Annotated in this window: 13 protein-coding genes, 1 pseudogene and 1 riboswitch; of the genes and pseudogenes, 3 read left to right on the top strand and 11 right to left on the bottom strand. The window is 73.6% G+C overall.

Annotated elements, in window-relative coordinates; all coding sequences use genetic code 11:
• Positions 1-19 precede the first annotated feature (19 nt).
• From ACGFT1_RS32590 to ACGFT1_RS32625, 8 genes and pseudogenes are all read right to left on the bottom strand, one after another.
• Complete coding sequence (locus ACGFT1_RS32590) at positions 20-1,213, bottom strand: glycine C-acetyltransferase (protein WP_373912581.1); 1,194 nt, start codon at positions 1,211-1,213, stop codon at positions 20-22.
• 51 nt (positions 1,214-1,264) lie between these two features.
• Positions 1,265-2,293, bottom strand: a complete 1,029-nt coding sequence (gene tdh / locus ACGFT1_RS32595) for an L-threonine 3-dehydrogenase (protein WP_373912582.1) — start codon at positions 2,291-2,293, stop codon at positions 1,265-1,267.
• A 173-nt stretch (positions 2,294-2,466) separates the two neighbouring features.
• Positions 2,467-3,042, bottom strand: a complete 576-nt coding sequence (locus ACGFT1_RS32600; protein ID WP_373912583.1) for a GAF domain-containing protein — start codon at positions 3,040-3,042, stop codon at positions 2,467-2,469.
• 60 nt (positions 3,043-3,102) lie between these two features.
• The gene (locus tag ACGFT1_RS32605; RefSeq protein ID WP_373912584.1) at positions 3,103-3,702 is read right to left on the bottom strand and encodes an ATP/GTP-binding protein; all 600 of its coding nucleotides are present in this window, start codon (positions 3,700-3,702) and stop codon (positions 3,103-3,105) included.
• Positions 3,680-4,051, bottom strand: coding sequence for a DUF742 domain-containing protein (locus tag ACGFT1_RS32610; protein ID WP_373912585.1), 372 nt, complete (start codon positions 4,049-4,051; stop codon positions 3,680-3,682). Before ACGFT1_RS32610 ends, ACGFT1_RS32605 begins: the two co-directional genes overlap by 23 nt.
• A gap of 2 nt (positions 4,052-4,053) precedes the next feature.
• Positions 4,054-4,488, bottom strand: coding sequence for a roadblock/LC7 domain-containing protein (locus tag ACGFT1_RS32615; protein ID WP_373912586.1), 435 nt, complete (start codon positions 4,486-4,488; stop codon positions 4,054-4,056).
• A 77-nt stretch (positions 4,489-4,565) separates the two neighbouring features.
• Positions 4,566-6,677, bottom strand: coding sequence for an ATP-binding protein (locus ACGFT1_RS32620; RefSeq protein ID WP_373912587.1), 2,112 nt, complete (start codon positions 6,675-6,677; stop codon positions 4,566-4,568).
• 459 nt (positions 6,678-7,136) lie between these two features.
• Positions 7,137-7,511, bottom strand: a pseudogene (locus ACGFT1_RS32625) (substrate-binding domain-containing protein); the annotation flags it as partial.
• Between ACGFT1_RS32625 and ACGFT1_RS32630 the strand changes: the two are divergent.
• Positions 7,506-7,679, top strand: a complete 174-nt coding sequence (locus ACGFT1_RS32630) for a hypothetical protein (RefSeq protein WP_373912588.1) — start codon at positions 7,506-7,508, stop codon at positions 7,677-7,679. The pseudogene ACGFT1_RS32625 and the gene ACGFT1_RS32630 sit on opposite strands and share 6 nt — an antisense overlap.
• A gap of 41 nt (positions 7,680-7,720) precedes the next feature.
• Here ACGFT1_RS32630 and ACGFT1_RS32635 read toward each other — a convergent pair whose 3' ends face one another.
• Positions 7,721-8,905 (bottom strand): MBL fold metallo-hydrolase, encoded by a 1,185-nt coding sequence (locus tag ACGFT1_RS32635; protein ID WP_373912589.1) that lies wholly within the window; start codon positions 8,903-8,905, stop codon positions 7,721-7,723.
• A 217-nt stretch (positions 8,906-9,122) separates the two neighbouring features.
• Here ACGFT1_RS32635 and ACGFT1_RS32640 point away from each other — a divergent pair, with 217 nt between their 5' ends.
• Together ACGFT1_RS32640 and ACGFT1_RS32645 are read left to right on the top strand one after the other, a co-directional pair.
• Complete coding sequence (locus ACGFT1_RS32640) at positions 9,123-10,301, top strand: Glu/Leu/Phe/Val dehydrogenase dimerization domain-containing protein (RefSeq protein WP_373912590.1); 1,179 nt, start codon at positions 9,123-9,125, stop codon at positions 10,299-10,301.
• Between the two features lie 88 nt (positions 10,302-10,389).
• A complete protein-coding gene (locus tag ACGFT1_RS32645) occupies positions 10,390-11,010 on the top strand; it encodes a TetR family transcriptional regulator C-terminal domain-containing protein (RefSeq protein WP_373912591.1) in 621 nt (206 codons plus the stop codon).
• A gap of 307 nt (positions 11,011-11,317) precedes the next feature.
• On the opposite strand, the gene ACGFT1_RS32650 is transcribed toward ACGFT1_RS32645, so the two are convergent.
• Both ACGFT1_RS32650 and ACGFT1_RS32655 read right to left on the bottom strand, forming a co-directional pair.
• Positions 11,318-12,103 carry an SGNH/GDSL hydrolase family protein gene (locus tag ACGFT1_RS32650; protein WP_373912650.1) on the bottom strand — a complete coding sequence of 262 codons (786 nt, stop codon included), beginning with the start codon at positions 12,101-12,103 and terminating at the stop codon, positions 11,318-11,320.
• A gap of 249 nt (positions 12,104-12,352) precedes the next feature.
• Positions 12,353-13,282: a LysM peptidoglycan-binding domain-containing M23 family metallopeptidase gene (locus tag ACGFT1_RS32655; RefSeq protein WP_373912592.1), complete on the bottom strand. Its 930-nt coding sequence runs from the start codon at positions 13,280-13,282 to the stop codon at positions 12,353-12,355.
• Between the two features lie 5 nt (positions 13,283-13,287).
• A riboswitch (cyclic di-AMP (ydaO/yuaA leader) is annotated at positions 13,288-13,446 on the bottom strand.
• Between the last annotated feature and the right edge of the window lie 53 nt (positions 13,447-13,499).

The raw sequence follows: 13,499 nt of genomic DNA on the forward strand, positions 1-13,499 counted from the left end.
CCCAGGGTGTCCGGCCTGCTCAGGCCTGAAGTTCGGCGCGCGCGGCGACGAACGCGTCGACCGCCCGGTCGACGTCCTGCGTGGAGTGCGCGGCGGACAGCTGGACGCGGATGCGCGCCCGGTCCTGCGGGACGACCGGGTAGGAGAAGCCGATCACGTAGACACCCCGCTCCAGCAGCAGCTCGGCCATGCGGGCCGCCTTCGCGGCGTCACCGATCATGACGGGGGCGATGGCGTGGTCGCCGGGGAGGATGTCGAAGCCCTCCTCGGTCATCCGGCGGCGGAACAGCGCGGTGTTCTCGGCGAGCTGGACCCGCAGGTCGTCGGCCGACTCCAGCAGGTCGAGGACCTTCAGGGAGGCGGCGGCGATCACCGGGGCGAGGGTGTTGGAGAACAGGTACGGGCGGGAGCGCTGGCGCAGCAGGGCGACGATCTCGGCGCGAGCGGCGACGTAACCTCCGGAGGCGCCGCCGAGGGCCTTGCCGAGGGTGCCGGTGATGATGTCGACGCGGTCCATGACGCCGTGCAGTTCGGGGGTGCCGCGGCCGGAGGGGCCGACGAAGCCGACGGCGTGCGAGTCGTCGACCATGACCATGGCGTCGTAGCGGTCGGCGAGGTCGCAGATCTCGCGCAGCGGGGCCACGTAGCCGTCCATGGAGAAGACGCCGTCGGTGACGATCAGGCGGCGCCGGGCGCCGGACGCCTCCTTGAGCTTGGTCTCCAGGTCCGCGAGGTCGCGGTTGGCGTAGCGGAAGCGGCGGGCCTTCGACAGGCGGATGCCGTCGATGATGGAGGCGTGGTTGAGGGCGTCGGAGATCACCGCGTCCTCCTCGCCGAGCAGGGTCTCGAAGACACCGCCGTTGGCGTCGAAGCAGGAGGAGTACAGGATCGTGTCCTCCTGGCCCAGGAACGCCGACAGCCGGGCCTCCAGCTCCTTGTGCACCTCCTGGGTGCCGCAGATGAAGCGGACGGAGGCCATGCCGTAGCCCCAGCGGTCCAGGGCCTCGTGGGCGGCGGCGATCACCTCGGGGTGGTCGGCCAGGCCGAGGTAGTTGTTGGCGCAGAAGTTGAGGACCTCGCCGGGACGGCCGCCGGCGGTGACGCCGACGGTCGCGGACTGCGGGGTGCCGATGACCCGCTCGGGCTTGTGCAGGCCGGCGGCGCGGATCTCGTCGAGGGTGGCGCGCAGGTCGTCGCGGACGGTGTCGAACATGGGGGCTCCTGAAGGCGCTGACGAAAGAAGAGGAGTCGGGTCCGGTGCGGGCTACGCGGTCCAGTCGAGGACGACCTTGCCGCCCTTGCCGCCGGCGGCGTCGGCGAAGGCCGCTTCGAAGTCGCGGTACCCGTACCGGCCGGTGATCACGGGGGCGAGATCCAGACCGCCCTCCAGGAGCACCGACATCGCGTACCAGGTCTCGAACATCTCCCGGCCGTAGATGCCCTTGATGGTGATCATCGAGGTGACGATCCGCGCCCAGTCGACCGGGAACTCCTGTGCGGGCAGGCCGAGCATGGCGATCCGGCCGCCGTGCGTCATGTTGGCGATCATGTCCCGCATGGCCTCGGGGCGGCCGGACATCTCCAGGCCGACGTCGAAGCCCTCGCGCAGCCCCAGCTCCCGCTGCCCGTCGGCGATCGGGGTCCGGGCGACGTTCAGGGCGAGACTGACGCCGATCTTGCGGGCCAGCTCCAGGCGCTCCTCGCTGACGTCGGTGATGACGACGTTCCGGGCGCCCGCGTGCCGGGCCACCGCGGCGGCCATCAGGCCGATGGGGCCGGCGCCGGTGATCAGGACGTCCTCGCCGACCAGCGGGAAGGACAGCGCGGTGTGCACCGCGTTGCCGAACGGGTCGAAGATCGCGGCGACGTCGAGGTCGACGGGGACGCGATGCACCCAGACGTTGGCCGCGGGCAGCGCCACGTACTCCGCGAAGGCGCCGTCGCGGCCGACGCCGAGACCGACGGTGGCCCGGCACAGGTGGCGGCGGCCGGCCAGGCAGTTGCGGCACTTGCCGCACACCAGGTGGCCCTCGCCGCTGACCCGGTCGCCGATGCGGATGTCGGCCACGTCCCGTCCGGTCTCGACGACCTGCCCGACGAACTCGTGTCCGATCACGAGCGGTGTGCGGATCGCCTGCTGCGCCCAGCCGTCCCAGGCCCGGATGTGCAGGTCGGTGCCGCAGATACCGGTCCGCATGACCTTGATCAGTACGTCACCGGGGCCGATGACGGGCTCCGGTACGTCCGTCAGCCGGAGTCCCGGCTCCGCCTTCTCCTTGACCAGCGCCTTCAACGCTTCGGCTCCTGTGGGTGAGACCCGGTCCGCGGGCATGCCGAAGCAGCCCGGCACCGGGTCGGAGGGGTGGAATCACCCTGCAATCTGCCGTATGCGCGGGCCGGGGTCCATCGATCTTTTCTTAACCACCGCCTCAGCTTTCCTTCAGGCCTCTCCCGCCACCCTTCGGATCACAGGGGCAGGCCGTCCGCCGCGCTCCGTTCGAGGCGTGCGACGAGATCGGCGGCCAGCCCCTTGATGGTCTCCAGGCCCGGCCTGCCCCAGGCGCGGGGCGCCATGTCGGCGGCGCACACGGTACCGAGCGCCATACCGGAGCGGTCGATGAGTGGGGCGCCGAGATATGAACGGATGCCGTACGCGTCGACGATCGGGTTGCCCGCGAACCGGGGATAGTCGCGGACGTCCTCCAGGACCAGTGCCTTGTGGCGTACCACCACATGGGGGCAGAACCCATGGTCGCGCGGGAGCACCCGGCCGATGCGGGCCCTGCCGCCGTCCTCCCGCACCACCGGGGCGGTGGCCGGGGCGCTCAGGCCCGCGAAGAACTGGTGGTCCTCGCCGACGAAGTTCACCATGGCGTACGGCGCGCCGGTGAGCTGGGCGAGGTGTCCGGCGAAGGCGTCGAGCACGGCGTCGGGCCGGTCCGCCAGGCCCAGCCGGCGCAGCCGGTGGACGCGGGCGGGGGCCTCCTTGTCCTCGGGGGTGAGCAGCAGGCCCCGGACCGGCCGGGGCGGCTCGTAGCTCATGGCCGGGCTCCGTCGGTGTGGGCGTACCTCATAGAGGGGCTCCGTACTGGTAGGGCGGGATCACCTGTGGGCGCCGTGGGTGGGCGCGGTCGCCGGCGCGTGGGCGAGGAGATGGCGTACGAGGGTGAGCAGGGTCTGGACGCCGGAGCTGGAGATCCGGGCGTCGCAGCGGACCACCGGCACCTGCGGGTCGAGGTCGATGGCGGAGCGCACCTCCTCGGCGTCGTAACGGTGGGAGCCGTCGAACTCGTTGACGGCGACGACGAAGGCGAGCCCGCGCTCCTCGAAGAAGTCCACGGCGGCGAAGCAGTCCTCCAGACGCCGGGTGTCGGCGAGGACGACCGCGCCGAGCGCGCCCTCGGACAACTCGTCCCACATGAACCAGAACCGCTCCTGCCCCGGTGTGCCGAACAGGTACAGGACGTGCTGCGGATCGAGGGTGATCCGGCCGAAGTCCATGGCGACGGTGGTCTCCATCTTGTTCTCGATGCCGTCCAGACTGTCCGTGCCGACGCTGACCGTGGTGAGCAGCTCCTCCGTGCTGAGCGGCGCGATCTCGCTGACCGCGCCCACGAAGGTCGTCTTGCCGACCCCGAACCCGCCCGCGACGAGGATCTTGAGCGCGGTGGGGAACGGGTCACAGCTGTCGTCGTAGTCCATCGAGCACTGCCTCCAGCAGAGACCGGTCAGTGGGAGTGTGGTGGTAGGCGGGCGGCTTGGTGGTCAGCGCCCCGCAATCGACGAGATCCGACAGGAGCACCTTGGTCACCACGGCGGGCAGTCGGAGCTGGGCGGCCAGCTCGGCGACCGAGACGGGCGCGCGGCACAGGTCGAGGGCCTGCGCGTGTTCGGGCCCGAGGTAGCCCAGCGGGGTGACGCCGGTGGACATCACCTGCGACATCAGGTCGAGGGCGACGCTGGGCCTGGTGCGGCCGTTGCTGACCGTGAACGGCCGCACCAGGCGCCCGGCCGCGGCGTCCAGCCAGGGACCGTCACCGGCCGCGGTCACGCTCAAGGCCTCGTCGCCGCGGGTTCGACGGTGTGCTGCCGGGGCGCGGTCACCAGATAGGGGCGGACGCTCTTGACCAGCATCGCCATCTCGTAGCCCAGCACCGCCGCGTCGGCCTCACGGCCGGCGAGTACGGCGAGGCAGGTGCCGGAGCCGGCTGTGGTGACGAACAGCAGTGTGGAGTCGAGTTCGACGACGACCTGGCGCACGTCCCCGCCGTCGCCGAACCGGACGCCCGCGCTGCGGCCGAGGGAGTACAGGCCGGAGGCCAGGGCCGCCATGTGGTCGGCGCTGTCGTGGTCGAGGCCGTGCACGGACTTGACCAGTCCGTCACAGGACAGGAGCACCGCGCTGCTGGTGTGCGGTACGCGCTGCACGAGGCCGCTCAGCAGCCAGTCGAGGTCGGATGCGTGGGCGGTCGGCGCTTCGCTCGCCATGGTGGATCGACTCCTTGCGGTACGAAGGTGTGGGGGCGCGCTGGGGGCGGGGGTACGGCGTACGCGTGCGGGGGCGGTCATCCGGCCGGCGCGCTCCCCCCGGTCCGGCCGGTGCCGCGGGTGCCTTCGGGCACGGGCACTGGCACGGGCACATGGGCGTGCGGCTGGGGGGTGGGGGGCGGACCCATGTGGTCCGAACCCATGCCGGAAGGCTCCATGACCGGGGCCTGCGCGGTCGCCGGGTCGTCGTACGCCGGGGCCAGGTGCTGCCGGGCCTCGGCGAGTCCGATCCCGCGCTGGAAGGCGGCCATCAGACCGGGGTCGTGGTCGGCGACGGTGTCGGTGTCCTGACGGGGTGCGGGGCCGCCGCGCAGCTGGGGCACGAGGTGTTCCTGGGCGCGGCGCCGGGGCAGCTGGGGTTTGCCCATGGTGCCGCGCACGGCGTCGGCGCGCGGGGTGGGCAGGATGCCGGCATGGGCCTCCACGACCGGCCGGTCCGCGGCACTGACACCGGGCAGGGCCGCGGCGGGGGTGGGCCGCGTCTGCTGGGCGCCGCGCACGGGAAGCGGTGCCGGGACACCGCCGTGGTGTACGGATCCGGCGTCCTCGGCGGTACGCCGCCCGGAACCGTTGTCGGGGCCGGCCGGCCCGGCGCCGCTCGCCGCGCCGCGCCGCCCGGGTCCGCGCTGGGCGTGCCGCCGTCGTCCGGTGGCCGGAGCCTGCCCGGCGCCCGCTCCGGTCTCGGGCGCGCCCGCGGAGCCACTCCGGGCGTCGCCCTCCGGCCCGGCCGCGCCGCCCGTCGCAGCCGGGCCTCCCGCGACGTGCGGGCTCCCGACCTGGGCCATGCTCCCCGCGCCGGACACGCCTGCGGCAGCCGTCGTCACCGCCGTACCCACCTGCCCGGCATCGCCCTGGCCGGGAGTCACGCCGCCCGGTGTCCGCGGCTGTGACGGCGCCACGGCGTCCGCGCCCGGAGCGGCCGGCGCACTGCCCAGCAACGCCTGCGGGACGACGAGGACGGCCTGCACCCCGCCGTAGATGTTGCTCTGGAGACGGACGTGGATGCCGTGCCTGCGGGCGAGTTGGGAGACGACGTAGAGGCCGATCCGGCCGTCGGCCAGCAGGCTGGCGACGTTGACCTGGTCGGGGTCGGCGAGCAGGGCGTTCATCCGGTTCTGCTCGGTGACGGGCATGCCGAGTCCGCGGTCCTCGACCTCCACGGCGAGCCCGGCGGTGACGAGGCCGGCGCGCAGCAGTACCGGGGTGTGCGGGGCCGAGAACACCGTGGCGTTCTCGATGAGTTCGGCGAGCAGGTGGATGACGTCGGCGACGGCGTGGCCGCGCAGTTCGCCGTCGATCGGCGGCACCAGTTTCACCCGGGAGTACTGCTCGACCTCGGCGATGGCGGAACGCAGCACCTCGGTCATGTCGACCGGGTTGCTCCACTGCCGCCGGGAGACCGCGCCGCCGAGCACGGCGAGGTTCTCGGCGTGCCGCCGGATGCGGGTGGCCAGGTGGTCGACGTGGAACAGGCCCTTGAGGAGGTCGGGGTCCTCGATCTCGTTCTCGAGGTCGTCGAGGATCGAGATCTCGCGGTGCACGAGGGATTGCAGCCGGCGCGCGAGGTTGACGAAGACCTCGAGCTTCTGCTCGCTGCCCGCCTGGCTGGAGAGCTGGGCGGCGCGCACGACGGCGGTGACGGCGCCGTCGTGCGCGCGGGCCAGGTCGGCGGCGAGCAGTTCGAAGTCGTCGGCGTCCGCGGGCGGCCGGCGGCGCGGGCCGCGCCGGGGCGGGGTCTCCCCCTGGCGCAGGGCGTCGACCAGGTCGTGCAGGTCGGCCTCGCCGAGCGCGGCCGTGCGGCGCAGGGCGTCGACGCGGTCGGTGACCGAGCGGGCGGCACGGTCGGCGGCCACGGCGGCGATGAGGATGCCGGCGACGGCCACGGTGACCGCTCCGCCGAGCACGGCCCACAGCGTGGGCCCGGTGCGTACGCCGGTGGAGCGGATGCTGAAGAGGACGGCGGCGGTGGCGCCGAGGGCGACGGCGAGGGGCGGCAGGACGGCGAGCCGCATGAGCTGGGGCCGTATGTGCGTCTCCGGCAGTGCGGGAGCGGGTCGGGCGACCGGTCGCCCGTGCCGGCCGCCCTCGCGGCGCTCGGCACGGTTGGCCGGTGCTCGGAGGTGAGACATCTGCGTCCTCGTACTGGTCCGTCGGGCCTGGGGGTGTTCTGCGATGCGCGCCGCGGACATGCGTCGGCGCGCCGTCGGCGACGGAACCGGGAAATCCGGCCGCGCGTCTCCCGACGGACACTCACCGTAGTCGCCTGAGCCTCATGTGCGGTGGGCAGATGACAAACTCCCCCGAGGAGCGTCCCGCTCTGGTATTAAGCGTCGTACGCCGGACCGATAAGTCGACTGAGCAGCCGGGGCCGTTTCGGAAGTCGACGAAAAGACCTGGTCGAAAGCGGTCGGAAAAAGAAGGTGGGGCGGAGCGGGCCGGGGCGGTTCCTGCTCGCCGTCCGGCGGGCGCCCGCCTCCCGACGCGGCCCGCGCGCGCTTCCCGCTGCCGCGCAGGCGCCCCCACCCCCGCCAGGATGTCACGGACGGTGACACTATGGCCTTGGATGGTCGGTGTCTTCGAGGCCGTGCTCAGCCGGCCGGGTGCCGCCTCCTCGGGGCCGAGGCCGTGGAGCCGCGCACCACCAGCTCCGGCATGAACACGAACTCGCTGTGCGGCGCGGGAGTTCCGCCCACCTCCTCCAGCAGCGCGCGCACCCCGGCCTGGCCCATCGCGGGCACCGGCTTGCGGACCGTGGTCAGGGGCGGGTCGGTGAAGGCGATCAGCGGCGAGTCGCCGAAACCGACGACGGAGAAGTCCCGGGGTACCGCCGCGCCGCGCTGCCGGGCCGCCCGTACCGCTCCGAGCGCCATCATGTCGCTGGCGCAGACCACCGCCGTGCAGTCCAGGTCGACGAGGGCCGCCGCGGCGGCCTGGCCGCCCTCCAGGGTGGAGAGGGAGTGCCGGTCCTGTGGTGGCTGCAGCGGCACCCGACGGGCATCACCCCCGTCGTCGGCACCACCCGCCCCGAGCGCATCGGCGCCTGCGGGGACGCGGTGCCCCGCGAGCCGGACCTCACGCACGAGGAGTGGTACGAGTTGTGGATCACCGCACGCGGCGCCTCACTGCCCTGACAGGAGCCGACGCGGCCCCGCGTGCCCGGGTCCGTCCGCGGTCAGCCCTCGCCCACGAAGTCGAGGTCTTCACGGGGCGCCACCGCGGTGATCTCCGGGACCGGCCACGCGCGGTTCAGCGGCAGGGACACATCCCGCCACCAGGGGCGCGTGGGGAGGACTCCGGCAGGCTCGAAGGACTGGCCCGGAACGGGGAAGGCCGCCGCCTGTCCCACCGCCCCGGCCGCGGCCAGCATCCACTCGCCCGGCTCGGCCCAGGGGTGCGGGGCCAGGTTGAACGTGCCCCAGTGGATCGGCAGGAGCACGCCGTGCGGCACCCCGCCCTGGAGGTCGAGGTGGGCGCGCACGCCTTCTTCGGGAGTCATGTGGATCTCGGTCCAGAACTCGCTGTACGCCCCGACCTGGATCATCGTGGCGTCGAACGGGCCGTGCCCGGCGCCGATGTCCTTGAAGCCGTCGAAATACCCGGTGTCACCGCTGTGGTAGATCCGGTGCTCCTCGCCGGCTACGGCCCAGGACGCCCAGAGGGTGTGCTGGGTGTTGCGCAGGCCCCGGCCGCAGAAGTGGCGGGCCGGGGTGGCGGTGAGGGTGAGGCCGCCGATCCGGGTGGACTCGTGCCAGTCCAGCTCGCGCAGCCGGTCCGGGGAGACGCCCCAGTGTTCGAGGTGGGCGCCCACGCCCAGCGGCACGGCGAACAGCGTGTCGGTGCCGGCCAGCGCCTTGATCGTGGGCAGGTCCAGGTGGTCGTAGTGGTCGTGGGAGATGACGACGACGTCGACCGGTCCCAGCGCGGCCAGCGGCAGCGGCACCGGGTGCAGCCGCTTGGGCCCGGCGAACGGGAACGGGGAGCAGCGCTCGCCCCAGACGGGGTCGAACAGGACCCGGTGCCCGTCGATCTCCGCGAGCACGCTGGAGTGGCCCGCCCAGGTGAGCCGGAGGCCGGTGGCGGGCGGCCGGGCCAGGTCGGCGTAGGTCGTGGGGTGCACCGGGACGGTGCCCCTGGGGGCGCGCAGGGGCCGGGTGTCCTTGTCCAGGAACACCTTGGCGACGTCGAGCGTGGAGCCGGCGGGGCGGGTGCGTGCGGGGCCGCCGGGGTTCTGGAAGACACCGTCCTTGAAGTGGGGCGAGCGGCGGATGCGTGCCAGGCGCTCGCCGCCCGGGTCCGCGCCGAAGGCCGCGGGCCGCAGCGCGCGGAGCCCGGAGTTCGGGGAACGCAGACCGGTCACGGTACCTCCCGGTGGAGTGGGTGAGGTTTCCATTATGGTCGGCCCCGCCGACAGGCCCGACGTACCGGGGTGCCGACTGCCGCCGGCGGGCTTGCGCCGAGCACGTTGACAGGTGCCGGACCGGGTCCGAATACTGACCCACCATTCAGTATCACCAGCTGTCGCACCGACCGGCCGGCAGCCTCGGAGCCGCGCCCCGGCCCCCTTTGGAGACCCCGTGACCGCCCCTTGGATGTCGCTCGTCTGGACCGACCACCTCACCGGCCGCCAGGGCTTCCTGGTGGTGGACCGGCTGGTGCGGGGCGTGGCCAGCGGCGGACTGCGGATGCGGCCGGGCTGCACACTGGAGGAAGTGGCGGGACTCGCCCGCGGCATGACCGTGAAGGAGGCCCTGCACTACCGCCCCGGCGCCCGCTACATCCCGCTCGGCGGCGCGAAGGGCGGCATCGACTGCGATCCGCGGGACCCGGGGGCGTACGGGCTCCTCGTGCGGTACCTGCGCGCCGTGCGGCCGTACATCGAGACCTGCTGGACCACCGGCGAGGACCTCGGCCTCGGTCAGGAGACGGTGGACCGCGCGGCGGCCGAGGCGGGGCTGGTCTCCTCCGTCCAGGCGGTGTACCCGCTGCTGGACGACGAGACGGCGGCCCGCGGGCGGCTCGCGGACGCCTTCGCGGTCGAGGTGGACGGCATCGGCCTGGACGAGCTGGCCGGCGGCTGCGGGGTCGCCGAGTCGGTGCTCGCCGCCCTGGACCGTGCGGGGGTGCCGTACGCGGGGACCCGGGTCGCCGTACAGGGTCTCGGCACGATGGGCGGGGCCACCGCCCGCTTCCTCGTTCGCGCGGGCCTGACGGTGGTGGCCGTCGCCGACATCAAGGGCACGATCGCCAACCCGGCGGGGCTCGACGTCGAGGCCCTGCTGGCCGCTCGGGACGGCTACGGCACCGTGGACCGCCGGGTGCTCGGCCCGGACGACCTCGAACTGTCCGGCGACGCCTGGTTGTCCACGGAGGCGGAGGTGCTGGTGCCGGCGGCCGTGTCGTACGCGATCGACACCGTGAACCAGGAGGAGATCGGCGCTCGTTGGATCGTCGAGGCCGCCAACATGCCGGTCGTGCCGGGGGCGGAGGAGCTGCTCGCCGCGCGCGGGGTGACGGTGCTGCCGGACGTGGTCGTCAACTCCGCGACCAACGCATGGTGGTGGTGGACGCTCTTCGGTGACATCGGTGCCGACGCCGAGGAGGCGTTCGCGTACATCCGCCGGTCGATGCGCGCCCTGGTCGGCCTGACGCTCGACCGCGCGTCGGCCGACGGGACGAGCCCGCGGGCGGCCGCGCACGCCCTGGCGGCGGACCGGCTGCCGCTGATCGCGGAGCGTTTCGGCTGGTACCGGTGACGAGCCCGGGAAGGGAGCGGACGGCGTGGGCCGGGACGGGGACGCCGGACGGCTTCGGCGCCCGCGGGACAACGGCTAGGGTGACCGCGTGGCGAGAGTGCGTTTGAGCGTGGCGGAGCGGCAGGAGGAACTGCTGCGGGCCGCCATAGAGCAGATCGAGGCGCGGGGCGTGGCGGCGGTCAGGATCGCCGACGTGGCCGCGACCCTCGGTGTGAGCAACGCGCTGGTGCTGTACCACTTCTCGACGAAGGAGAAGCTGGTCGCCGCCGCCTTCACGTACGCGGCGGCGGACGACCTCGCGCATCTGCGCGGGTTGCTGGGGCGCCGGACGACCGCGCTGCGCCGGCTGCGGGCGGCGGTGCGCTGGTACGCGCCGACGGGGCAGGCCAAGGGCTGGCGGCTGTGGATCGAGGGCTGGGCGGTGGCCCTGCGTGAGCCCGCGCTCCGCGATGTCACCCGGGACCTGGACAGGCAGTGGAAGGCGGCCATCGCGGAGGTCATCGCCGAGGGCGTGGCGGCCGGTGAGTTCGTGTGCGCGGACCCGGCCGGTGCGGCGCTGCGGCTGACCGCGCTGCTGGACGGTCTGGCCGTACAGCTGACCTCCTACCCGGGCGGGGTGCCGCGGGCCCGGGCCCAGGAGTGGGTGGAGGACGCCCTCGCCCGGGAACTCGGCCTGGACCGGCAGGCGTTGGCCGGCCGCGAGCGCTGAGCGCGCCCACCCGGGTAGCGGCGGGCCGTACCGCCCCGGCGGCACTTTCCCGCACCGGGCGGCCGCCTGGGCCCGGCACCGGGCACGCACCCGGACCCTAGGCCGGGCACGCGCCGAAGGGCGGGACCGCGCACGCGCCGGAACCCGTACCGGGCGCGCGCCGGGCCTCGCGTCCGGGACGGCGGTGAGCGGCGCGGGCGGTGAGCGGCCGGCGGCAGTAGGGCCGAACGTGCCGCACGCCCGGTACCGTCTGCCCCCCCACCGCGCGTGCGGGGCAGACGGTACCGGGCGTGGACCGGCCATGAAGTCAGGCCACCGCTTCGATCCGCATCCTGATGTCGTCCGGCGACAGCAGTCCCTTGGCGATCACGTGGTCGCCGGAGGACTCCCCGCGCAACCGGCGCCCGATCCAGGGGACGAGGTGCTCGCGGGCCCAGTGCACGTCGTCGCGACGGATGTCCAGGGTGCCCCGGGGCGGCAGGGGCGGCCACGGCTGCTCGGGGTCGGCCGGGACCTCCAGGCCGAGGACCTGCCCGGCCCGCAGGGCCACGCGCGTGTGCCCCTCGGGCGAGAGGTGCAGCCGGTCGCGGTCCCACGCCCTGCGGTCCTGCACGGACTTCAGGGACCACAGGTCGAGCACGGGGCAGCCGTACCGGTCGGCGATGGCGCGGACGTGCCCGTTGTACGTGGCGATCTTGCCGCGCAGGTGCTTGAGCACGGGCACGCCACGGGTGTCGAAGCCGGTCGTCACCAGCACCGTGCCGACGGCCTCGGCGAGCCGGGCCACGGCGCGCTCGAAGCGTTCGGCCACCTCGTCGGGGTCGGTGCCCGGGCGGATGATGTCGTTGCCGCCCGCGCAGAAGGAGACCAGGTCCGGGGCCAGTTCGACGGCCTTGGGGAGCTGGTCCGCCACGACCTGGTCCAGCAGTCTGCCGCGTACGGCGAGATTGGTGTACTGGAAGTCGCCCTCGGGACGCCGGTCGGCGAGCAGGACCGCGAACCGGTCGGCCCAGCCCACGAACGCCCCGTCGGGGCCCAGGTCGCCGACGCCCTCGGTGAAGCTGTCCCCCACCGCTACGTACGACCCGATCACTGATCTGTTGTCATTCTTCGAATCGTCTGCCACGTCGGATCATGATTCACCTTCGGATGTGACCTACGCGACCGTAGGCGGGGATTGACTAACGGTGAGATGAGCCACTCCCACGGAATCCGCCGACTCCGGAATAGGGCCGCCGTCAGGCGCGTTGAACGCCCCGCAAGCGGAACACCGAGGGCCGGGCCCCGGGTTCGGGGTCCGGCCCTCGGTGACAGGTCGGGCGGGCGGTGCGAGGGCCGGGCGTCAGCCCACGGCGAGGCCGTGCCGGCGGAGGTAGCCGACCGGGTCCATGTCGGAGCCGTAGTCCGGCGTGGTGCGGATCTCGAAGTGCAGGTGCGGGCCGGTCACGTTGCCGGTGGCACCGGACAGGCCTATCCGCTGGCCCGGGGTGACGCTCTGGCCGGCCGAGACGGAGAGCTGGGAGAGGTGGCCGTACTGGGCGTAGTAGCCGTCGTTCAGCCGGATGACGACCTGGTTGCCGTACGCGCCGCCCCAGCCGGCGGAGACGACGGTGCCCGCGGCGACGGCCTTCAGGGGCGTGCCGGTCGGGACGACGAAGTCGACGCCGGTGTGGTAGCCGCTGGACCACATGCCGCCCGGTACGTGGTAGCCGGTGCCGGTGGCCGCACCGGCCACCGGGAGGGTGTAGCCCGTGGCGGCACCGGTGGACGTGGAGGCCGAGTCGGAGGACGGGGCGGCTTGCGAGGTCCGGGCGGACCGGGTGGACCGGCTGGACTCCTGGGCCGCCGGGGTGTGCCGCGGGGCGGCGGTCCCGGTGCGGGTCTGCGCGGCCTTCGCGCCGAGGCTGAGCCTCAGGCCCGGGTGGATCAGCGACGGATCGGCGCCGACGGCCTGCCGGTTGTCGTCGTAGAGGCGCTGCCAGCCGCCGCTGACACGCTGCTCGTCGGCGATTTTCGAGAGGTAGTCACCGCTGCGGACCGTGTAGGTGCGCAGATCCGTGCCGGGCCGCGCGGCGGCCTTGTCCGCCGTGTCCGGGAGGGACTGCGCGGTCTTGCCGGACACGGTCTGTACGGGGGCGGCGGCCTGCGCGGCGTGCGCGCCGGTGGCCCCGATCAGCGGGAGTGCCAGCGCGGCGCCACCGGTTCCCGCGGCGGCGATGGAACGGGAGAAACGCTGGGGCTTGGGACGTCGGTGCTTGCCCTTGGCGGACATGGCGCGGTTCCTCTCCGGCGCCTGCGAGGTCAGCTGTCGGGTTCGGGCTGGAGCTGCCCGGCCGTGCACCGCACGGCTGCACCCCAAAGCCTGTCGCGGAGACCGGGACAGGCAGTCGTACCTGGTGGGTCCCCCGCTCCTGCCGGACGCGGGTCAAGTGTGTGGGGCTCCGGGCGGCGGCAGGATTCGGCGTTCCGTCCGGATTGGTGGTGAACGT

It is taken from the genome of Streptomyces sp. Y20, from assembly GCF_043195475.1.
GTDB lineage: Bacteria > Actinomycetota > Actinomycetes > Streptomycetales > Streptomycetaceae > Streptomyces.